Below are 20,660 nucleotides of genomic sequence, written 5' to 3'. Positions count from 1 at the left end.
CGCACCGACGGGGCGTTTTCTTTCCAGCAACACATCAAAAAAACCTGACAACGGCCCCGCATACACGGGGCTTTTTCATATCTGGAGAAACACAAATGGCACTGCGCCAAACCTACACCGTGCTCCTCCCATTCCCCACCGGGGGTGGTCACTGGTCGAGCGTCGGCCAGGAACTCGACCTGCTCGACGTCGAGGCCAACGCCTTGCGCAGCGCTGGTCGCCTGGAGCTGAAGAAAACCGAAGTCGTCGAACCGGCTTCTGCATCCATCCCGGCCAAAAAGGCCGCCACCAAGAAGGCTGAATAACCATGGCTGAGGTTTTGAACTTCGAGCACAACGGCATTACCGTCAATGCCACCGAATCTCCCGAGGCCATGGGTGGCCTGGGTGACAACGTCATCGGTCTGGTCGGCACTGCGCCGAATGCCAACCCGCTGATTCCGAAAAACACCCCGTTCCGCATCAACAGCTTCACCACCCAGGCCCAGTTGGACCCGACCGGTGCCGAGGCGGGGACATTGTTCCAGGCGGTCTACCAGATCCTCAAAGTGGTCAAGGTGCCGGTCTACGTCGTCATCGTCGAAGAGGGCGCGACACTGGCCGACACGCAGAACAATGTGATCGGTGGTATCGAAGCGCAGACCGGTCGCAAGTTGGGCTTGGCCGCGTTGAGTGGGGTCGCTGAAGACTTGACCATCATCGGCGCGCCGGGCTTCACCGGCACCAAGGCGGTGGCCAGCGAGTTCGCTTCGTTTGGCAAGCGCATCAAGGCCCGTGTGGTGCTCGATGGCAAGGATGCCGCGGTCGCCGACCAAGTGACCTACAGCCAGGAACTGGGCGGTGCCGACCTCGGTTTCGACCGTTGCCTGGTGGTGCACAACATGCCGGCGGTGTACTCCAAGGCGGCGAAGAAAAACGTCTTCCTGGCCCCGTCGAGCCTGGCCATCGCCGCGCTCGCCAAGGTCAAGCAATGGGAGAGCCCAGGCAACCAGGTGACCTTCGCCGAAGACGTCTCGCGCACCGTCGAATACAACATCCTCGACACCTCCACCGAAGGCGATCTGCTCAACCGCTACGGCGTCAGCTACTACGCCCGGACCATCCTCGGCGGCTTCTCGTTGCTGGGTAACCGTTCCATCACCGGCAAGTTCATCAGCTACGTCGGCCTGGAAGATGCCATCAGCCGCAAGCTGGTGAAGGCCGGCCAAAAAGCGATGGCCAAGAACCTGACCAAGTCGTTCATGGACCAGGAGGTCAAGCGCATCAACGACTGGCTGCAAACCCTGGTGGCCGACGAAACCATCCCTGGCGGCAGCGTGTACCTGCACCCGGAATTGAACAGCGTCGAGAAGTACAAGAACGGCACCTGGTACGTGGTCATCGACTACGGCCGCTACGCGCCGAACGAACACATGATTTATCAACTCAATGCCCGCGATGAAATCATCGAGCAGTTCCTGGAGGACGTTCTCTAATGTTTACCAACCGCGTAAGACAGGCCATCGCGGCCACCCTGCAAGGCCTGCCGTTGTCGGCGACCGTGGAAGAGTTCAGCCCGCCGAAAATCGAATTCGACATGGAAGAGATGCGCGGCGGCCGTTTCATTGGCGAGGAAATGGCCAAGGGCGGCAAGGTGCTGACGGCCAAGCTGACCCTGCAAGGCCTCGGCCCGGAAGTCATGCTGGCGCTGGGCGTGAGCGTGGGCGACGACATTCTGCTGAACGTGCGTGAAGCCGGCCAGGATCAGGACGGCAACACTTGGTTTACCTACCACACGGTGGGCGGCAAGTTGAAATCCCTCGAGGAAACCCTGCTGAAAATGGGCGAGAAACCCAAGACCAACCTGGAGCTGTCCTGCCGCACCTACAACCGCCTGGAAAACGGCGTCCCGGTGATCGACATCGACGTGCGTACCCAGAAGTTTGTGCTCAACGGCGTCGACATTCTTGGCGATGCGCGCCGTGCGGTGTTGCTGCCTTAAACAAACCCGTCGGTTGGACACAGTCCCTGTGGGAGCGGGCTTGCTCGCGAAGAGGCCACCAAGTTCAACATCAATGTTGATCGACATACCGCTTTCGCGAGCAAGCCCGCTCCCACAGGTGGCTCGCCCACCCTGATTCACCAAGGAATTGATTTCATGTCCTGGATGCCTCCTACACACGAGCTGTTGTCACCGATCACCAGTGACGACGGCTCGCAGATCGAGCAGATCACCCTCAAGCCGCTGTACTACGCCGCGCAAAAAGACGCCCTGGCCCGTGCCGGTGATGACGAAGACGATCAGTTCTTCGAGCTGGCCAAACTGGCCACCGGCCTGTCGGTCAAGGAGCTCGATCAGCTCAAGCGTCCGGACTACGTCAGCATTGCCCAGTACGTGCACGAAATGTCCACGCGTCCGGCGTCGTACTTTCTGGATGAGCCACAGGCCGATCCCGACCAGGTGCAACTGCTGCAACCGCTCGACGTCGCGGGCCGCAGTGTGACCGCGCTGACCCTGGAAATGCCGGTGCTGCGTGCGACCAAGGCGATGAAAAAACTGAAGACGGCCAAGGAACGCGCCGAGTTCATCACCGCCCATTGCACCGGCCTGATGATGCCCGATCTGGACCTGTTGACCGTGCCCGACTGGACCCAGTTGCAGGTGCGCATCGACGATTTTTTAAACAAACCGGCGGACTTCTTTCGGAACGCGACATCGAAGTGATCCTCGATGTGGTGCCGCTCATTTACTCGGTAAGTGAGGCGGAGATCCTGGAGTGGGACGCCGGCAAGGCCTTGCGCCGATACGACATCGCGATCACTCGCCTTGGCGTGAAACAGGAGTAGAGCGGGATGGCGGACGATAGATATTCGCTCAAATACGCAACCTTCAATGAGCCTGGGTTGGCGTTCGGTAATACCAGCCTCACCAGTGGTGTGTCAGCACAAGGCGCGTTCGCCAGGGATCAACTGTCGAGCCTCGATCTGGCGCTGGAAAAACTCGGGCTCAAGCTCGGACTGCTGACCACGGCGATCGAGTCGCTGACGGTAAAGCTTTCGGCGCAACGATTGTTTTCCCAATCGATGGGCGCTGGCGCCAAGGGTGAGTCGGCCAACGAGCCAAAGGGTAAGTCGGGTGGCGGCATCGAGCCACCGGCGCTGCTCAAACCCGCGATAGCGATGGATTCGGCCATGGCCGATCTGAAGCAGGCCACCCAATTCACGCCTCGTCAGATTGCCGAAGTGGCGGAACCAACCCAGCGTATCGCCAGCGCGCCATTGGTGGCGGCTGGCGGGACCACGGCGGTTGAGGTGGTGAGGATGCAAAGCCTGGCGGCCAGGGCAGGCATCGGTAGCGATCTGCCCAATGCCTCGGACCGGCAATTGGCACTGTTGCGCTTCGCCAGTGATGCGGGTGTCACAGCATCGACGTTCAAAATGCCGGCCATGGAAGCCGCTGAGATGCTGCTCGGCTGGCGCACGTCCATGAAGCTCAGCGCAGAGAAAGCGTTTGATCTGGCGGATGCAACCAACCACCTGAGCAAGATTCCCGGTGGTGCGAAAGCGAGTGAGATCGGCACCGTGTTGCAGCGTGATGGTGCGGCTGCGACCTCGGCGGGCCTGCAGCCTGCCCAGGCTGCGGCACTGACGGCGGCACTTCTCAATACCGGCGCGCAACAAGCTGAAGCGGGTGTGGCGCTCGATCACTTCACGACCGCTTTAGGCAAGGGCGATCAGGCCTCCGCGACCGAGCAAGCGGCCTGGAAGCAACTGGGGCTGGATCCCAAAGAGGTGGCGAGCGGCTTGCGTGACAAGGACGCCGCGTCGGGGACAGTGATGTCGGTGCTGGCGGCCTTGAACGCGCAGCCGGCCGAAAAGCGCTCGAACCTTGCCTCTTCGCTGTTTGGTACTGGGGATGCAGCAGTGCTGCGCATGTCGCAGAAACTCGACGATGTGAATGCGGCGTTCTGGCAGGTGAAAGACCCAGGCCAATACGCCACATCGCAATTGGGCAACGACGGTTCGGTGCGGCAGGACGCGTTGGCGCTGTCGAACACCCGGCAGGGCCAGCTGAACGTCCTCAACGCCCGCAGCGAGCGTTTGTCGCTGGCCACGGGAAATGCCCTGATGCCCTCGGCGGATACCTCGTTCCAGTGGCTGGGTTCGCTGGCCGATGGCATGAGTGAGTTGGCTGAATCCTCACCCAAAGCCGCCGCGGCCATTGTGGTGATTGGCGCAGCGATCAAACCGCTTGTTGGCGCGCTGCTCAAAGCCCTAGGTGATGAGATGAGCAATCAAGCGGCCAAGCGCGTATTGGGGGGTGTGGCGACGCGTCTTCCCAGGCGTGTGGGAGAGGTGTTCTCTGAGGACTTCAGAAACGACAGTCGTAACGCCAAGCTGGATATCAAGGGCATCAGCCGGCTCGAGCCGGCGAACGTTGCCAAAGCCGGGGCTGGAATGAGCGCCGACGGTTCCCTTCGGGGCACGAGCTCTGCGTTGCGCTCGTTTACCCGTTTCATCCCAGGAGCCGTCGCGTTGACTGCCGCCCCTGAGGTGCTTGAGGGCGCGCTGAGCGGTGACGCCCGCAAAGTCGGCGCTGGTCTGGGGGCCGCAGGTGGCGGCTGGGCGGGGGCCTCGGCAGGTGCTACCGCCGGAGCCACTGTCGGTACTTTTTTTGGTCCGCTCGGCACGGCCATTGGCGGCGCGCTCGGTGCGGTCGTGGGTGGGCTGGCCGGCAGTTGGGTCGGGGGAGAGTCGGGGGCCTGGCTGGGTGACAAACTCGCCACGCCTGCCGACAAGCTCCCCCCTCCGGACCAGGCCGCCAGAGACCTGACCAACGCCCAAGCCAGCCAACAACAAAACACCATGACCGCAAACATCTACATCAATGGCCAGGACCAGGCCAGCGCGAGTCAGTTGGCCAACCTGGTTGTGCAACAACTCTCGGGCCAGTTTGGCTTGACGACCATGCCCAACTCACTCGCCATGCGCAGTGACGCGGCCCTGACCGACGGAGGTACGTGATGCGTCAGCAAATGGCACTTGGCAGTTTCATTTTCGGGCTGTCGAGAAACTTTGCGTACCACAGCCTGGTACGCACCTCGGACGGTGGCTGGAAGAGCATCGACATCCTCACCAGCAAACCCAAGTCCAGCCAGATCGGCCAAGGCCTGCAAGGGCTGACGATCACCGGCAAGTCGATGTACGCGACCGCCATGGATCGCCTCGATGAGTTGCGCGCCTTGCAGGCGCAGCGCGTGCCCGTGCCGTTGGTTGACGGCATCGGTCGCAACTGGGGCCTGTGGCAGATCAACAAGGTCACGGAAACCCAGACCGAGATCATCGATGACGGCACGGCGATGGTGGTCGGCTGGGTGGTTGAATTGACGGAGTTCGCCAATGCGTAGGGTTCGAAGTATCGCCGGTGATTCGGTGAATCTGTTGCTGTACCGCGAGCTTGAGCGTTGTGAGGATGCCGCCGAGGAGGCGCTCTGGCTGCTCAATCCGGGCTTGGCTGAATGGGGCCCGGTATTGCCGGCCGGGGTGTGGGTTGTCCTGCCGGAAGTGGATCTCAAACCTGTTGCACCCACACCGGTTTCGGCCTGGGATTAAGGAGGCAACATGTCACTGGGTTTCACGCCTGCGGTGGAAATTTATGGTGCGAACGCCGCACTGCTCAACGAACGCCTGCTCAAGTGGGAGCATGTCGACGCGGCGGGTATCGAATCCGATCAGCTGACGCTCACCATTAGCCTGGACGGGCTCGAAGGGTTACCCAGCCTGGGCGGGAAGATCGGTCTGCGGGTCGGTTATCTGGAGTCGGGGCTGGTGGATAAAGGCGAGTTCGTCATCACCCGACGCACGCCGTTCCTGTTTCCCCTGCAACTCGTGCTGGTGGCCATGGCCGCACCCTTCAGTGCGGCAGACCAGACCGGGTTCAAGCAACGCCGATCCGTCAGCCATGGCCCAACCACCCTGGGGGCCCTGTTTCGGCAACTGACTTCCAGGCACGGTTTTTCGCCGCGTGTGGCGCCGGATCTGTCGCTGATCAAAATCGAGCACATCGACCAGACCAACGAAACCGACATGGGCTTCCTCACGCGCCTGGCCCATCGTTATGACGCTGTCGCCAAGCCGATCAACGAGCTGTATGTGCTGGCTCGACGCGGCCAGGCGAAGTCGTTGTCGGGCAAGGTCCTGCCCGAGATGAAACTCTCGGTGACGACCAACAATCGCCCGGGCGACCACGCGTTCATCTCGGCCAAGTTGGATGAAACTGCTCGGGCGAAATACCAGGGCTGCAAGACCAGTTGGTGGGATGCGGCGGCCGGCAAAGTGCGTGTCGAGGAGAGCGGCCTCGCGCCGTTCAAGACCCTGCGCCAGCGCTTCCAGAGCGCAGACGACGCCCGCGCCGCCGGTGAAGGCGAGGTGCGCCGGATGCTGCGCGAAGCCCTCAAGGTGAGCATCGAATGCCCCGGCAATCCGGGGCTGTCCGCTGAAGGCATCGTGCTGCTGGATCCCACCTGGCCGGACTTCATGCGCGGTCGCTGGTCGATCGACAAGGTCACCGCCAGTGGCGACCGGGAAAAAAGCTATCGCTGCTTGATTCATGCAACCTGCCTGGATGCCAAGACCTGACCCCACCCCCCCTGTGGGAGCGAGCTTGCTCGCGATTGCGATATGACATTCGACATCTCCATTGCCTGACACGCCGCTATCGCGAGCCCCCGCTGGCCGGGCATTTCAATAACGTGTTTTCGATGATCTGATCATGGACATTACCCCACAGCAACTCATCAACATCATGCCCAACGCCCGCGCCCAAGCGGGCGTTTTTATTTCCGCACTGAACACCGCCATGTCGCGCCATGGTATCGACACACCCAAACGCGTCGCCGCGTTCCTGGCCCAGGTCGGTCATGAGTCGGGACAACTGCGTTATGTACGCGAGCTGGGCAGCGAGCAATACCTGAGCAAGTACGATACCGGGACCCTGGCCGTTCGCCTGGGCAACTCGCCCCAGGCGGACGGTGACGGCCAGAAGTATCGCGGCCGGGGACTGATCCAGATTACCGGCCGTGACAATTACCTTCGCTGCAGTCAGGGGCTGTTCGGCGATACACGTTTGCTGGCCTTGCCTGAGCTTCTTGAGCAGCCGCAATGGGCCACCGAGTCCGCCGCTTGGTTCTGGGAGCAGAACGGCTTGAACGAACTGGCCGACCGCGATCAGTTCAACACCATCACCCGGCGCATTAATGGCGGTTTGAACGGCCTGGAGGACCGCCTGCAATTGTGGGCCCGGGCGAGGGCGGTGTTATGCCAACCTTCGACCTGATGCCTTTTACGTCTCGCGCCCTGGGCATTGTTGTGTTGCTCGCGCTGCTGGCCGGCGGTTCGGCGATGCTCGCGTGGCGGTTCCAGGAGTGGCGTTACGGACAGCAGTTGGCCCAACTCGCACAAGCCCAGGCCGAGACGCTTAATCAAATCACCCAAGCGGCCGCGACGCTGCAGAAGGCCGAGCAGGACAAGCGCCGGGCCTTGGAACAGCAACTCTCCGCCAGCGAACAAACCCATTACCGAGCCTTGAGCGATGCCCAACGTGACCAGGATCGCCTGCGCGATCGCCTTGCTACTGCCGATGTCCGGCTGTCAGTCCTCCTCGACGCCGACGATGTTGCCGCCGGTTGCGCAATGCCTGCCACCCCCCGCGCCGGCGGCGTGGATCATGGAGGCGCGAGAGCCCGACTTGACCCGGCGCATGCTCAACGAATTATCGCCATCACCGACGCCGGTGATCGCGGACTGATTGCCTTGCAGGCCTGTCAGGCCTATATCAGAGCGCTGGATCGGTAATCCGCCAAGCCTTGCAAGCTTCCATTGCTCGTGTACGGTAGGCCTCAATTGTGTGGAATCAGGAGAGCACCATGGACGACATCACCGAACTGGCCGCTGAGCTGGGCAGGCGCCTGCAGCTGCTCAATGCCCACGTCACCACGGCCGAGTCCTGCACGGGCGGCGGGATTGCCGAGGCGATTACCCGAGTTCCCGGGAGTTCGGCCTGGTTCGAGGCCGGTTTCGTCACCTATTCCAATCGCCAGAAGACCCAGCAGCTGGATGTGCCGGCCGAGTTGTTCGAGAAGGTGGGGGCGGTCAGCCGCGAGGTGGTCGAGGCCATGGTGCGAGGAGCCCAGCAAAAAAGCCTGGCGCGTTTTGCCGTGGCGGTCAGCGGTGTAGCGGGGCCGGACGGGGGTTCTCCGAATAAACCGGTGGGCACCGTGTGGCTGGCCTGGGGTGTTGGCGAGGCGGTGATCAGTGAGCAGCGTTTCTTTGCAGGCAACCGCGACGAGGTCCGCCGACAAACGGTGAAGGCCGCGCTAGACGGGCTGCTGCAACATGCCGCTGTAGAAATCTCAAATCAGGGGTAGGCGATCCTCAATCGCTGTGGAATAATACTGGCTACTTATACAGGTGTTGGCCGTCAGGCCTTATTGATTACGTGAGGACTTTAATGGACGACAACAAGAAGAAAGCCTTGGCTGCGGCCTTGGGTCAGATCGAACGTCAATTCGGCAAGGGTGCCGTAATGCGTATGGGCGATCAGGACCGTCAGGCTATTCCTTCCATCTCCACCGGCTCCCTGGGCCTGGACATTGCACTTGGCATCGGCGGCCTGCCAAAAGGCCGCATCGTTGAAATCTACGGTCCTGAATCCTCCGGTAAAACCACACTGACCTTGTCCGTGATCGCCCAGGCCCAAAAAGCCGGCGCGACCTGCGCCTTCGTCGACGCCGAACACGCCCTGGACCCGGAATACGCCGGCAAACTGGGTGTCAACGTCGACGACCTGCTGGTTTCCCAGCCGGACACCGGCGAACAGGCCCTGGAAATCACCGACATGCTGGTGCGTTCCAACGCGGTTGACGTGATCATCGTCGACTCCGTGGCGGCACTGGTGCCAAAGGCTGAAATCGAAGGTGAAATGGGCGACATGCACGTGGGCCTCCAGGCTCGCCTGATGTCCCAGGCCCTGCGCAAGATCACCGGTAACATCAAGAATGCCAACTGCCTGGTGATCTTCATCAACCAGATCCGTATGAAGATCGGCGTGATGTTCGGCAGCCCGGAAACCACCACCGGCGGTAACGCGTTGAAGTTCTACGCCTCGGTTCGCCTGGACATCCGCCGTACTGGCGCGGTGAAAGAAGGTGATGAGGTTGTCGGCAGCGAAACCCGCGTCAAGGTCGTGAAGAACAAGGTGGCTTCGCCGTTCCGTCAGGCCGAGTTCCAGATTCTTTACGGCAAGGGCATCTACCTCAATGGCGAGATGATCGACCTGGGTGTGCTGCACGGTTTCGTCGAGAAGTCGGGCGCCTGGTATGCCTACAACGGCACGAAGATCGGTCAGGGCAAGGCCAACTCGGCCAAGTTCCTGGCGGACAACCCGGAAGTCGCCGCCGCCCTTGAGAAGCAACTGCGTGACAAGCTGTTGAGCCCGGTTGCAGACGTCAAGGCAGTGGCCAACCGCGAGCCCGTTGACGACCTGGCTGACGCTGACATCTGATCGATCCGATGACCGCCGTACTCGATACCCTCGTCGCGGTGCGGCGAACCGCGATGGACCTGCTCGCCAGACGCGAGCACGGTCGAGTCGAGCTGACGCGTAAACTGCGTCAGCGCGGCGCTCCCGATGAGTTGATCGACACGGCCCTCGACCGTTTGACTGAAGAGGGCTTGCTGTCGGAATCCCGTTACCTGGAAAGCTTTGTCTCTTATCGCGCCCGCTCCGGTTATGGTCCTTTGCGCATTCGTGAGGAGCTGGGCCAGCGCGGTTTGCAACGCCCGGATATCGAGCTCGCCTTGCGCGAAAGTGGTATCGATTGGCAGGAGCAACTGACGGACACCTGGCGTCGCAAGTTCTCAGGACATTTGCCCATCGATGCACGGGAACGAGCCAAACAAGGGCGTTTCCTGGCGTATCGAGGCTATTCCATGGAAATGATCAACCGCTTGTTCAGCGGTCGCGGTATGGATGACTAAACAAAAAACGGCCCGCTATTTCGATAGCGGGCCGTTTTTTTATGGGCTCAGGTTACTTTGATCGGGTCCCATGTGAGGGGATGGGGCTTTTGGGCGGGCTGGGCCCAGTTTTCCGACAAGTTGATGTAGTCCACCAGCTCCCTCAAGCGGCCGTGGTCGCGGGCGTTGAAGGCAAACGCCAGTCGTGTCAGATGACTGAAACGGGCCTCATCGTGCTCCTCGCCGCTGTAGTCATGCTGATGAAAGCAGTCGTTCAGGCACAGGTCGGCAAAATCTTTCTGCATCTGCTGCAGTGCCTGTTCGCTTAGCTTGTGATTCATGCGGATTACGAACTGATGCTTGAGCCAGCGACTGGAGTGAAAGTTGCGGTAGAACTGATTGATCTCTTCCACGGCTTCTTCGGCGTTGTACACCAAACGCATGAGCTTCATGTCAGTGGGCAGGATGTAGCGGTTCTCCTCCAATTGCTCACGAATAAAGTGCAGGGCTCCTTGCCAGAACTTGCCTCCTGGAACATCCAGCAGGACCACCGGTACCAGCGGGCTCTTGCCTGTCTGCACCAGCGTCAAGACCTCCAACGCCTCATCTAACGTGCCGAAACCGCCGGGGCAGAGCACCAGAGCGTCGGCCTCTTTGACGAAAAACAGTTTGCGGGTGAAGAAGAAGTGGAACGGCAGCAGGTTCGGCGTGCCTTCAACGGTCGGGTTTGCGTGTTGCTCGAAAGGCAGGGTGATGTTGAATCCCAGGCTGTGGTCGCGTCCTGCGCCTTCATGGGCGGCGGCCATGATGCCTCCGCCAGCGCCGGTGATGACCATCATGTCCGAGCGGGCCAGTGCCGCCCCCAGCTCTCGGGCCAGGCCATACAGCGGATGTTCGATGGGCGTTCGGGCCGAGCCGAAGACCGTGACCTTGCGGCGGCCCTTGAACTGTTCGAGTGTACGGAAGGCGTGCTCCAGTTCCCTCAGGGCTTGTAGCGTGATCTTGGCATTCCAGCGGTTGTGATCTTCCTGGGCCATGCGCAGCACAGTCAGGATCATGTCGCGGTAAATGGGGAGGTTGGGGCTGTTGGGGGACACCAGGTTGAGTTGCTCTTCGACCTTGCGGGTGAGGTCGTGGCCATGGTTCTCAAAATGACGACTGAGCAGGTCATTCGGTTTGTAAGGCATTCAACTTCTCCTTCTTAACAGAACCCTGGCCCGAACGAGAGATTCGTCAGGGCTACGACACTCCGTGTGTCGTTGTCGGCCCAGGCCCGTGCCTGGACGTTCGACCTGGCTCGACGCGGTCTGCAGCAAAGCGATCAAGCCATCCAACAGGTTCCGTTTTTCCCTTGGATGAAAAACAATCACACGGCAAGGTGCTGGCAGGGCAGCCTCTTTCTGCCCAATGAAAAAGAGATACATCTGAATCTAGCTGATCTTCGCAGCCTTGATCATGGCGCTCAAAAGTAACCGTTGGCAACCGCTGATACAGGCGCTGAACTATCGCGCCGCTCGTCAGATTGCCGGCCGGGTGCGTGCCGCTCTGATTTACTGATAACAAGCGTGCCAATGCAATTTGACGCCCAGGGCTGGGTGCCACGTGATGGATTTAAGCGGATCGGGCATGGAGGCGGGAGAAATGACCAGGGTGACTCTGGAGCTCGACAGGCAGTTGTACCTGATGCTGCGGGAATCGGCACAGGCCAATCGGGTGAGTCTTGAGGAAGAATGCTGTCGTCGGCTGGGAGGGCGAGCGTGGCGCTCGCGTTACTTGCAGGCGCTGGTGGCGGAGTTGCGCGCCGACGATGAGCAGCGGCGCGCGAGCTCGGGTTGATTACTTCTTCGTCTTGGCGGGTTTCGGGCAATCCGATTCTTGGAAGCGCTCGGTCGCGACCGGGCGGTTGGTCTTAACCTCGGTGAACTCATAGCGCATCGTTGCACCCTTGGCCATCAACTTGCGGAAGCCCGGATTGGTGCACACCGTGGAGCCCAACTGGAAATACACGGCCTTGGGGTCTGCGCGCATTTTCTGGGCATGACTGCTTTGCACGCTGAGATGGTTGATCAGCTCGGTGCCTTCGACGGTATAGCCCTGGTCGAGAATGTCTTCGCTGATCGCCCGCGGCGTACCGACGCTACTTTCCTTGGCAACGTTCTGCAGCATCTTGTTCAGTTCGAGTTCTTTCAGCGAAGCAGCCTGAGCGCTGAAGGACGTCGCCAGCAGAACGGCAACGGTAGGGACGATAAGGCGCAGCATGAAACTCTCCTGGTTCAGTGACTGGTGGTTCGACCGATCACATGACTGTGCGTTCAGTGGCCGGGAATTATAGGGGAGCCCGGGTGGACGGTACAGGCGCGTGCGCTCTGGTAGACTGCCGGCCTTTATTGCCCTGCCGAGTGTTGTTCGTGTCGAGTTTTCCTGTCTGTCGGCGTTGCCCACGATGAGTCACGCCCCTAACGCCGTAGCCCGCCTGCGCGACCAGCGCATGGATGAGGGGATCAGGCCGATTCAGGCCCGTGGTTGGCGCGCCCCCCGTTGCAGCGCCTGCCGCGTGATCGAAAGCCATTGCCTGTGTGCCTGGCGTCCTAGCGTCGAGACCCGCTCCGGGGTCTGCCTGATCATGACCAGCAAGGAAGTGTTCAAGCCGAGCAACACCGGTTGGCTGATTGCCGATGTGGTGCGTGACAACCACGCGTTCATCTGGTCGCGCACCGAGGTCGATGAACAACTGCTGGCGCTGCTGAACGATCCGCAATGGCAACCGTACCTGGTGTTTCCGGGCGAATACGTCGAGCCATCGCGGGTCACCCACACGGTTGACCTCGATCAGTCCAGGCGTCCGCTGTTCATTCTGCTGGATGCGACCTGGACCGAGGCGCGGAAGATTTTCCGTAAAAGCCCGTATTTCGACCGACTGCCGATCCTGAGCCTGCTGCCCGACAGGCTGTCGCGTTACCGCCTGCGCCGTTCGACCCGCAGCGAGCACCTGTGCACCGCCGAAGTGGCGGCGTTGTGTCTGGAGCTGGCGGGGGACAGCGACGCCGCGTCGGCCCTGGACGCCTATTTCGATGTGTTCAGCCAGCATTACCTGGGCGCCAAGGGCCAGCAGGAGGTGAACATCTCGACCCCGGCCCACGCCGAGTTGCAACCCTTTATCCGTACGCCGCAAGCAGTATTGGCCCAATAGTGGCCCATACTGGACACTGTGGCGGTCGTGCTGCTTGACCACCCCGGCTTCGCTGGGCATGCTTGGCGCCGACCAGGGCGCCACCAATGTTTGAAACGCCGTGTTTGGCGTTGAATGTGTCCCTGTGGATGCCGCTGCACGGCGGTGTCTTGAGTTGTCTTGGCGAGGCGCGAATCATCGGGCCTGCCATTAAAAACAGGATCATTTTAAAAATGGCCACATACGAAATCCTGATTGCCGATGACCATCCGCTCTTTCGCAGCGCGTTGCATCAGGCAGTGACCCTGGGCCTCGGCCCGGCTGTCCGGTTGACGGAGGTGGCCAGTATCGCGGAACTGGAGGTCCAGTTGACGGCGAAGGCCGATTGGGACCTGGTGCTGCTGGACCTGAACATGCCCGGTGCCTATGGTTTTTCAGGGCTGGTGCTGTTGCGGGGCCAATACCCGCAGATCCCCGTGGTCATGGTCTCGGCCCAGGAAGAAGCCTCGGTGATGGTCAAGGCCCGGGAGTTCGGCGCCAGCGGCTTCATACCCAAATCCAGTTCCCTTGAGATGATTCAGAAGGCCGTGAAGGCGGTCCTGGACGGCGATGTCTGCTGGCCACCCCAGGCGTTCGAAGCGGTGAGCGTGTCCGCGGAAGCCAAGGCCGCCAGCGAGGGGCTGGCCAGCCTCACGCCGCAGCAGTTCCGGGTGTTGACCATGGTCTGCGAAGGCTTGCTGAACAAGCAGATTGCCTACGAACTGAACGTGTCGGAGGCCACCATCAAGGCCCACGTCACGGCGATCTTTCGTAAACTGAACGTGCGCACCCGGACCCAGGCGGCCTTGCTGCTGCAACAACTTGAGTCAATTTCACCGTAGGCTTAGTGTTCCGGTTCACGCTTTTTTGACCGGGTTTGAATTAGCTTCCCCACTCCTTTTGATCAGTTGCCCACTCTATGTCACCTTTTAAAGGCCAGACCGGCCTGAAACGCATCCTCAACGCCTCCGGCTATTCCTTGGACGGGCTGCGTGCAGCTTTTGTCGGCGAAGCAGCTTTCCGTCAGTTGGTGTTGCTCAATGTCGTGTTGATTCCGTTGTCATTCTTCCTGAACGTCAGTCGTGTCGAGCAGGCGCTGCTGATTGCCGTGTGCCTGTTGGCATTGATCGTGGAATTGCTCAACTCGGCGGTGGAGGCGGCCATCGACCGCATCTCCCTGGAGCTGCACCCATTGTCAAAAAATGCCAAGGACATGGGCAGCGCCGCCCAGTTACTCGCCCTGACGATGATCGCGTTGGTGTGGGGCGTGGTGCTGTTGTAACGGCTCAGGCAATGGCCGGCAGCACGATTTCGTCGCTGCGCTGGGCCCCGGCGGTGAAAGCCCGGCACAGCTCGAGGAATTCGCGCATGGCCGAGGTCTGGTACTTCTGTTTATGCCAGATGAAATAAAACTGCCGCGCCAGGTCCATGTCCGGGGTTTCCACCGCGACAAGGCTGCCGCGGCGGAAGGCGTCGCGCAGGGCCAGGCGTGAGATGCAGCCAATGCCCAGGCCGGATTCCACGGCGCGCTTGATCGCTTCGGTGTGTTCCAGCTCCAGGCGGATATTCAATACGCTGCGGTGGTGGCGCATGGCTTGGTCGAAGGTCAGGCGTGTGCCGGAACCCTGCTCCCGCAGAATCCAGGCTTCATGGGTCAATTCCTCCATGGTTGCCTGGCCGCGCTTGGCCAGCGGGTGTTGAGGGGCGCAGAACACCACCAGTTCGTCCTCGACCCAGCTTTGCACTTCGATGTCCGGATGGCTGCAGTCGCCTTCGATTAGACCCAGATCAATTTCATAGTGGGCAACCTGGTGCACGATATTGGCAGTGTTCTGCACGTGCAGCTTCACCTGGCTTTCCGGATGGCGCTGCATGAAACCGCCGATCAACAAGGTCGCCAGGTAATTGCCGATGGTCAGCGTGGCACCGACCGCCAGTGAGCCGAAGCCGGACTTGCCGTTGAGCAGGTCTTCGATTTCCTTGGCCTGGTCCAGCAGCGCCACGGCCTGGGGCAGCAGTTGTTTGCCCAGGGCATTGAGGCTCAGGCGCTTGCCGGCACGGTCGAACAACTGGCAGCTCGATTGGCGCTCCAGTTCAGTGATGGAGGTGCTGGCCGCCGACTGCGACAGATTGAGCTGGCCCGCAGCGCGAGACACGCTTTCCTGCTGGGCGACGGCGACGAAGACTTGAAGTTGACGGAGAGTAAATCGCATATCTATATAACCGATAACCCTTATCTTAATAATCCATTTAACAGATATTGTCGCCGCCATTAGAATGCGATGCAATTGCGCAGATTATCGGCGCGGGCATTATTCCCAGGAGTCCCCGTACATGAGCAACATGAACCACGAGCGTGTCCTCAGTGTTCATCACTGGAACGACACTCTGTTCAGCTTCAAGTGCACCCGCGATCCGGGCCTGCGCTTCGAGAACGGTCAGTTCGTGATGATCGGCCTGCAACAGCCCAACGGCCGCCCGCTTATGCGCGCTTACTCGATTGCCAGCCCGAACTGGGAAGAACATCTCGAATTCTTCAGCATCAAGGTGCCGGATGGTCCGCTGACCTCCCAGTTGCAGCACCTGAAGGAAGGCGACGAGATCATCATCAGCAAGAAACCCACCGGCACCCTCGTGCTGGACGATCTCAAGCCTGGCAAGCATTTGTACCTGCTCAGCACCGGTACTGGCCTGGCGCCGTTCATGAGCGTCATCCAGGATCCGGAAACCTATGAGCGTTTCGAAAAAGTGATCCTGTGCCACGGCGTGCGTTACGTCAATGAAGTCGCTTACCGCGAGTTCATCACCGAGCACCTGCCGCAGAACGAGTTCTTCGGCGAAGCCCTGCGTGACAAGCTGATCTACTACCCGACCGTGACGCGCGAGCCGTTCGAGAACGAAGGCCGCCTGACCGACCTGATGCGCAGCGGCAAGCTGTTCAGTGACATCGGCCTGCCACCGATCAACCCGCAGGACGACCGCGCCATGTTGTGCGGCAGCCCGAGCATGCTCGACGAGACCAGCGAAGTGCTCAACAGCTTCGGCCTGACCGTTTCGCCGCGTATGCGCGAGCCGGGTGATTACCTGATCGAGCGGGCGTTTGTAGAGAAGTAAGCTGTTGCGATAAGTGTGGAGTGGGGCGTCAGCCGACATAGTCGTTGAATGTTGGACCGCTTTCGCGAGCAAGCCCGCTCCCACATTGGATCGCAGTGAGCGCGAATCTTGTGTTCACCAGAGATCCAGTGTGGGAGCGGGCTTGCTCGCGAAGAAGGCGACTCGGTCCAACAGATGCCCCACAAAAAAGCCCGCGCCGCCTGATGAAGGCCGCGCGGGCTTTTTCGTTTCTGGTGTTTACGGTTTCGCCGGAATCACTTCCAACACCCGAATCAACCCCGGCTGCGGGTAATGCCAACGAACGTCCAGGTCCCAGAACTGTGCGCCATATTCCCGCTCGGCGGTAGGCATCTGGTACGCCGGGCGTGGGTCTTGGGCCAGGCATTGTTCAATCAGCTCCACCAAGGGCTCTGCCAAGCGCGTGGCGTGTTCGCGCGCTTGAAGCAGGGCGGTGTCCGCCCATTGCACCGGAATCAATTCAGGCGCTGCGCTGGCGATGCTGTTGGAAGCCGAGCCGATGATGTCGGCGTAGGGCACGTAGGGCTTGATGTCGAGCACTGGCGTGCCGTCCAGCAAATCGATACCCGAGATCCACAGGCGCCCGGCTTCGACCCGTTCCAGCTTCACCACCGATTGGCCGATGCCGTTGGGGCGGTGGGTGGCACGGGTGGCGAATACACCCATGGATCTGTTGCCGCCCAGGCGTGGCGGCCGCACTTTCAACCGTGGCTTGTCTTCCAGGGCCTGGTGGAACAGGAACAGCAGCCAGACATGGCTGACCTGCTCCAACCCCTGCACCGCCTCGCCCTGATCGAACGGCGCCACCAGCTCCAGCACACCACGTGCGGCCGGAGCCAGTTGCGGTTGGCGGGGGATGGCGAACTTCTCCTTGAAGCAGGAGCGGACGAAGCCGATGGGGGAGACGCTGTAAGTCACGGGGTGTCAGCCGCGAACGCGCAGCGTCAGGCCCTTGAGGAAGTTGCGCAGCAACTGGTCGCCACACGGCCGGTAGTTGGTGTGGCCGAATTTTCGGAACAGTGCACTCAGTTCCGGTTTGGACACCGGGAACTCGGCGGCCTTGAGGATCGCGTGCATATCGTCTTCCTTCAGCTCGAACGCCACCCGCATTTTCTTGAGGATGATGTTGTTGGTCACCGGCACTTCGATCGGCTGTGGCGGACGGCTTTCGTCCTTGCCACGCTTGAAGATCACCAGGCCATCGAGAAAATGCGCCATGACCTCGTCAGGGCAGAACACGAAGCCTTCTTCCTCGTCTTTCTTGAGGTAGCCCGTCAGGTCAGCCAGGGAGACGTCCAGGCCGCCCAGCTTGATGATCTCGATGACTTTCTTGTCGCTGATGTCGAGCATGTAGCGCACGCTGCGCAGTACGTCGTTGTGAATCATGTGTGCAGTCCTGATCAATCGGCAGTGGGCGCCCCGGTTCGGTGCGGCGCCGGAAAATTAGAATTTCTCTTTGGCAGACAGGTAGCGCCATTGGCCCAGCGGCACCTTGCCGATGGACACGCCGCCGATGCGAATGCGGCGAATGGCGACGACCTTGAGCCCGACCGCCTGGCAAAACAGAGCGATCACGCCGGGCTGCGGGTTTTTCATGGCGAAGCGCAGGCGGTTTTCGTTCTGCCAGCTGGCCTTGACCGCCGGCAGCTCCTTGCCCTTGTAGGTCAAGCCATGGTTCAGGCGATTGAGGCCATGGGCGACCATCTCGCCTTCGACTTCCACCACGTATTCCTGCTCGATCTTGGCGGCGTCGGCGGTGAGCTTGCGCAAGATCTTCCAGTCCTGGGTGAACACCAGCAGCCCGCTGGCGTTGGCCTGCAGGTCGGCGCTGGCGGTCAGGCGCAGGAAATGGCCCTTGAGCGGGCGTTTGCCGAAGCGGTGTTCTTCGCTCAGGGTCTGCGGGCCAAGGGAGGCCATCGCGGTGTCTACATCCATGCCAGCAGGTGCATTCAGCAGGAGGGTCACCGGCTCCGGCGCGGTGGCCTTGGCCTCGGGGTCGAGTTCGACTTTCTGGGTGCTGACCTTGAACTGCGGCTCATCGATTACTTCGCCATCCACGGTGACCCAGCCGCCCTCGATGAACAGCTCAGCCTCCCGACGGGAACAGCCGACGAGTTCGATGAGGCGTTTGGAGAGACGAATCGGGTCAGTCATGACGGGGGCCGTAACAAAAAGAGGGTGGGCATTGTACCTGCCTGGCGCCGGTTAATCGCGGGTCCATTTGCCTCATGCCGTTTTTAGCCGCGCCCGGCCTTCAGGTCGGGCTGCTTGTAGCGCATGTGCAGCAGTGGGTAGGGTTGGTTCATGCCATCTTTTGCCGAACGCCCAACCACTTCGAAGCCTTGCTTGAGGTAAAAGCCCAGGGCTTGCGGGTTCTGCTCGTTGACGTCCAGTTGATCGGCGTTCAGGTGTTCCATGGCGTAGCGCAGCAACTGCTTGCCCAGGCCTTGGCCACGGTGCTGTGGGTCGATGAAGAGCATCTCGACCTTGCCGGCCGCGACACCGGCGAAACCGGTGATCCGCTGGCGCGCGTCCCGGGTGCAAATGAGCATCACCGCATCCAGGTAGCGGGTGAGCACCAGGTTTTTCAGCAGCTCGATGTAGCTGTCCGGCAGGAAGTCGTGGGTGGCACGCACCGAGGCCTCCCACACCTGGGTCAGTTCCTGATAGTCGCTCGGTTTCGGTGTGTGGATGACCGAATGCTGACGCATGCCCGCCTGTTCCTTGTGCTGGATGTCCTGGGTTTCTCCATACGATAGCCGTAAAAAAGCCCCGCATCTTGTAGCAAGAGCGGGGCTTTTCAATTTTTTACCGAGTTTCGCAAGAGCCTGTGGGAGCACAGCTTGCTCGCGATGGCAGAGCATCAGTCAACATTTGCAGTGGCTGACACTGCGCTATCGCGAGCAAGCTTTGCTCCCACAGGCCAACTGATCTGTTCAGCTCACAAATCAACCGATCTGCTCAGCCCACAAATCGTACTCATCGGCGTCGGTCACTTTGCACCAGACCTTGTCACCCGGCTTGAGGTTGCTGCCGTTGTCGATGAAAACGTTGCCGTCGATTTCCGGCGCGTCGAAGAAGCAGCGGCCCACGGCGCCTTGCTCGTCCACCTCGTCCACCAGCACTTCGATTTCACGGCCGATGCGCATTTGCAGGCGCGCCGAGCTGATGGCCTGCTGGTGCGCCATGAAGCGCTCCCAACGGTCCTGCTTGACGTCGTCCGGCACCACGTCCAGGTCCAGGTCATTGGCCGGTGCGCCTTCGACAGGGGAATACTGGAAGCAGCCGACGCGGTCGAGCTGGGCTTCGGTCAGCCAATCCAGCAGGTACTGGAAGTCTTCTTCGGTTTCACCGGGGAAGCCGACGATGAAGGTCGAACGGATGATCAGGTCCGGGCAGATTTCGCGCCAGTTCTTGATGCGGGCCAGGGTCTTGTCTTCGAACGCCGGGCGCTTCATGGCCTTGAGGACTTTCGGGCTGGCGTGTTGGAACGGGATGTCCAGGTACGGCAGGAGCTTGCCGGCGGCCATCAGCGGGATCAGTTCGTCGACATGTGGATACGGGTAGACGTAGTGCAGGCGGACCCAGACGCCGAGGGTGCTGAGGGCTTCGCACAGTTCGGTCATGCGGGTTTTCACCGGGGCGCCATTCCAGAAGCCGGTGCGGTATTTCACGTCGACGCCGTAGGCGCTGGTGTCCTGGGAAATCACCAGCAGTTCCCTGACGCCGGCCTTGACCAGGCGCTGGGCCTCGTCGAGCACATCGCCCACCGGGCGGCTCACCAGCTTGCCGCGCATCGACGGGATGATGCAGAAGCTGCAGCTGTGGTTGCAGCCTTCGGAAATCTTCAGGTAGGCGTAGTGGCGCGGGGTCAGCTTGATGCCTTGTGGCGGCACCAGATCGATCAGCGGGTTATGGTCCTGGCGTGGCGGCACCACGTCATGCACGGCGTTGACCACCTGCTCGTACTGCTGCGGACCGGTCACGGACAACACGCTCGGGTGCACGTTGCGGATGTTGCCTTCTTCCACGCCCATGCAGCCGGTGACGATGACCTTGCCGTTTTCCTTGATGGCTTCGCCGATCACCTCCAGGGACTCGGCCTTGGCCGAGTCGATGAAGCCGCAGGTGTTGACCACGACCACGTCGGCGTCCTGATAGGTGGACACAACGTCATAGCCTTCCATGCGCAACTGAGTCAGGATGCGCTCGGAGTCGACCAGAGCTTTCGGGCAACCCAGGGATACGAAGCCAACCTTCGGATTGGCGGGCGCGGTAGTGGTGGACATGTCTAACCTCGGTGTAGGGGGATCGTCTCTTGCCGA

The 20,660-nt window shown here is 60.8% G+C and carries 26 protein-coding genes; 18 read left to right on the top strand and 8 right to left on the bottom strand.

Annotated elements, in window-relative coordinates:
* Positions 1–95: 95 nt before the first annotated feature.
* From CFII68_RS12470 to recX, 13 genes are all read left to right on the top strand, one after another.
* Positions 96–305 carry a hypothetical protein gene (locus CFII68_RS12470; protein ID WP_018607966.1) on the top strand — a complete coding sequence of 70 codons (210 nt, stop codon included), beginning with the start codon at positions 96–98 and terminating at the stop codon, positions 303–305.
* A 2-nt stretch (positions 306–307) separates the two neighbouring features.
* Positions 308–1,474, top strand: coding sequence for a phage tail sheath protein FI (locus CFII68_RS12475; RefSeq protein WP_018607964.1), 1,167 nt, complete (start codon positions 308–310; stop codon positions 1,472–1,474).
* Positions 1,474–1,980, top strand: a complete 507-nt coding sequence (locus CFII68_RS12480; RefSeq protein WP_018607962.1) for a phage major tail tube protein — start codon at positions 1,474–1,476, stop codon at positions 1,978–1,980. The genes CFII68_RS12475 and CFII68_RS12480 overlap by 1 nt, the downstream gene beginning before the upstream one ends.
* A gap of 156 nt (positions 1,981–2,136) precedes the next feature.
* On the top strand, positions 2,137–2,703 hold the full coding sequence (locus CFII68_RS12485; RefSeq protein ID WP_018607960.1) for a phage tail assembly protein: 567 nt from the start codon (positions 2,137–2,139) through the stop codon (positions 2,701–2,703).
* A gap of 128 nt (positions 2,704–2,831) precedes the next feature.
* Positions 2,832–5,003: a phage tail tape measure protein gene (locus tag CFII68_RS28075; protein ID WP_018607957.1), complete on the top strand. Its 2,172-nt coding sequence runs from the start codon at positions 2,832–2,834 to the stop codon at positions 5,001–5,003.
* Positions 5,003–5,386, top strand: a complete 384-nt coding sequence (locus CFII68_RS12500; protein ID WP_014336828.1) for a phage tail protein — start codon at positions 5,003–5,005, stop codon at positions 5,384–5,386. Before CFII68_RS28075 ends, CFII68_RS12500 begins: the two co-directional genes overlap by 1 nt.
* Positions 5,379–5,591 (top strand): tail protein X, encoded by a 213-nt coding sequence (locus CFII68_RS12505; protein WP_018607955.1) that lies wholly within the window; start codon positions 5,379–5,381, stop codon positions 5,589–5,591. The genes CFII68_RS12500 and CFII68_RS12505 overlap by 8 nt, the downstream gene beginning before the upstream one ends.
* Positions 5,592–5,600: 9 nt before the next feature.
* Positions 5,601–6,617 (top strand): contractile injection system protein, VgrG/Pvc8 family, encoded by a 1,017-nt coding sequence (locus CFII68_RS12510; protein WP_018607954.1) that lies wholly within the window; start codon positions 5,601–5,603, stop codon positions 6,615–6,617.
* A gap of 133 nt (positions 6,618–6,750) precedes the next feature.
* On the top strand, positions 6,751–7,314 hold the full coding sequence (locus CFII68_RS12515) for a glycoside hydrolase family 19 protein (protein ID WP_018607953.1): 564 nt from the start codon (positions 6,751–6,753) through the stop codon (positions 7,312–7,314).
* Positions 7,296–7,832 carry a lysis system i-spanin subunit Rz gene (locus CFII68_RS12520; protein WP_018607952.1) on the top strand — a complete coding sequence of 179 codons (537 nt, stop codon included), beginning with the start codon at positions 7,296–7,298 and terminating at the stop codon, positions 7,830–7,832. The genes CFII68_RS12515 and CFII68_RS12520 overlap by 19 nt, the downstream gene beginning before the upstream one ends.
* A 71-nt stretch (positions 7,833–7,903) precedes the next feature.
* The gene (locus CFII68_RS12525; protein ID WP_018607951.1) at positions 7,904–8,404 is read left to right on the top strand and encodes a CinA family protein; all 501 of its coding nucleotides are present in this window, start codon (positions 7,904–7,906) and stop codon (positions 8,402–8,404) included.
* A gap of 83 nt (positions 8,405–8,487) precedes the next feature.
* On the top strand, positions 8,488–9,540 hold the full coding sequence (recA, locus tag CFII68_RS12530) for a recombinase RecA (RefSeq protein ID WP_018607950.1): 1,053 nt from the start codon (positions 8,488–8,490) through the stop codon (positions 9,538–9,540).
* 8 nt (positions 9,541–9,548) lie between these two features.
* On the top strand, positions 9,549–10,016 hold the full coding sequence (gene recX, locus CFII68_RS12535; protein WP_018607949.1) for a recombination regulator RecX: 468 nt from the start codon (positions 9,549–9,551) through the stop codon (positions 10,014–10,016).
* A gap of 47 nt (positions 10,017–10,063) precedes the next feature.
* On the opposite strand, the gene CFII68_RS12540 is transcribed toward recX, so the two are convergent.
* Positions 10,064–11,182: a TIGR00730 family Rossman fold protein gene (locus CFII68_RS12540; RefSeq protein ID WP_018607948.1), complete on the bottom strand. Its 1,119-nt coding sequence runs from the start codon at positions 11,180–11,182 to the stop codon at positions 10,064–10,066.
* A 454-nt stretch (positions 11,183–11,636) separates the two neighbouring features.
* Here CFII68_RS12540 and CFII68_RS12545 point away from each other — a divergent pair, with 454 nt between their 5' ends.
* Entirely contained in the window at positions 11,637–11,831 is a 195-nt protein-coding gene (locus CFII68_RS12545) for a hypothetical protein (protein ID WP_014336838.1), read from the top strand.
* Here CFII68_RS12545 and CFII68_RS12550 read toward each other — a convergent pair whose 3' ends face one another.
* The gene (locus CFII68_RS12550) at positions 11,832–12,254 is read right to left on the bottom strand and encodes a quorum-sensing-regulated virulence factor family protein (RefSeq protein WP_018607947.1); all 423 of its coding nucleotides are present in this window, start codon (positions 12,252–12,254) and stop codon (positions 11,832–11,834) included.
* Between the two features lie 184 nt (positions 12,255–12,438).
* On the opposite strand from CFII68_RS12550, the gene CFII68_RS12555 reads away from it, so the two are divergent.
* The 3 genes from CFII68_RS12555 (at position 12,439) to CFII68_RS12565 (ending at position 14,485) form a co-directional block, all read left to right on the top strand.
* Positions 12,439–13,185 carry a tRNA-uridine aminocarboxypropyltransferase gene (locus CFII68_RS12555; protein ID WP_018607946.1) on the top strand — a complete coding sequence of 249 codons (747 nt, stop codon included), beginning with the start codon at positions 12,439–12,441 and terminating at the stop codon, positions 13,183–13,185.
* A gap of 212 nt (positions 13,186–13,397) precedes the next feature.
* Entirely contained in the window at positions 13,398–14,045 is a 648-nt protein-coding gene (erdR, locus tag CFII68_RS12560) for a response regulator transcription factor ErdR (RefSeq protein WP_018607945.1), read from the top strand.
* 77 nt (positions 14,046–14,122) lie between these two features.
* Positions 14,123–14,485, top strand: a complete 363-nt coding sequence (locus tag CFII68_RS12565) for a diacylglycerol kinase (RefSeq protein WP_018607944.1) — start codon at positions 14,123–14,125, stop codon at positions 14,483–14,485.
* 4 nt (positions 14,486–14,489) lie between these two features.
* Here the strand turns inward: CFII68_RS12565 and CFII68_RS12570 are convergent, their stop codons facing one another.
* Positions 14,490–15,416 (bottom strand): LysR family transcriptional regulator, encoded by a 927-nt coding sequence (locus CFII68_RS12570; protein ID WP_018607943.1) that lies wholly within the window; start codon positions 15,414–15,416, stop codon positions 14,490–14,492.
* 121 nt (positions 15,417–15,537) lie between these two features.
* Here CFII68_RS12570 and fpr point away from each other — a divergent pair, with 121 nt between their 5' ends.
* Positions 15,538–16,317, top strand: a complete 780-nt coding sequence (gene fpr, locus CFII68_RS12575; RefSeq protein WP_002554680.1) for a ferredoxin-NADP reductase — start codon at positions 15,538–15,540, stop codon at positions 16,315–16,317.
* Positions 16,318–16,554: 237 nt separating this feature from the next.
* Here the strand turns inward: fpr and tsaA are convergent, their stop codons facing one another.
* The 5 genes from tsaA to rimO form a co-directional block, all read right to left on the bottom strand.
* Complete coding sequence (gene tsaA, locus CFII68_RS12580) at positions 16,555–17,253, bottom strand: tRNA (N6-threonylcarbamoyladenosine(37)-N6)-methyltransferase TrmO (RefSeq protein ID WP_018607885.1); 699 nt, start codon at positions 17,251–17,253, stop codon at positions 16,555–16,557.
* A 6-nt stretch (positions 17,254–17,259) separates the two neighbouring features.
* On the bottom strand, positions 17,260–17,721 hold the full coding sequence (locus CFII68_RS12585; RefSeq protein ID WP_018607883.1) for a DUF1456 family protein: 462 nt from the start codon (positions 17,719–17,721) through the stop codon (positions 17,260–17,262).
* A gap of 57 nt (positions 17,722–17,778) precedes the next feature.
* A complete protein-coding gene (locus CFII68_RS12590) occupies positions 17,779–18,489 on the bottom strand; it encodes an rRNA pseudouridine synthase (RefSeq protein ID WP_018607880.1) in 711 nt (236 codons plus the stop codon).
* An 83-nt stretch (positions 18,490–18,572) separates the two neighbouring features.
* Positions 18,573–19,046 carry a GNAT family N-acetyltransferase gene (locus CFII68_RS12595; RefSeq protein ID WP_014336846.1) on the bottom strand — a complete coding sequence of 158 codons (474 nt, stop codon included), beginning with the start codon at positions 19,044–19,046 and terminating at the stop codon, positions 18,573–18,575.
* A gap of 237 nt (positions 19,047–19,283) precedes the next feature.
* Complete coding sequence (gene rimO / locus CFII68_RS12600; protein WP_018607877.1) at positions 19,284–20,624, bottom strand: 30S ribosomal protein S12 methylthiotransferase RimO; 1,341 nt, start codon at positions 20,622–20,624, stop codon at positions 19,284–19,286.
* Positions 20,625–20,660 lie beyond the last annotated feature (36 nt).

It is taken from the genome of Pseudomonas sp. CFII68 (genome assembly GCF_000416195.1).
Lineage (GTDB): Bacteria > Pseudomonadota > Gammaproteobacteria > Pseudomonadales > Pseudomonadaceae > Aquipseudomonas > Aquipseudomonas kilonensis.
This window is presented reverse-complemented; position numbering and strand designations above follow the sequence as displayed.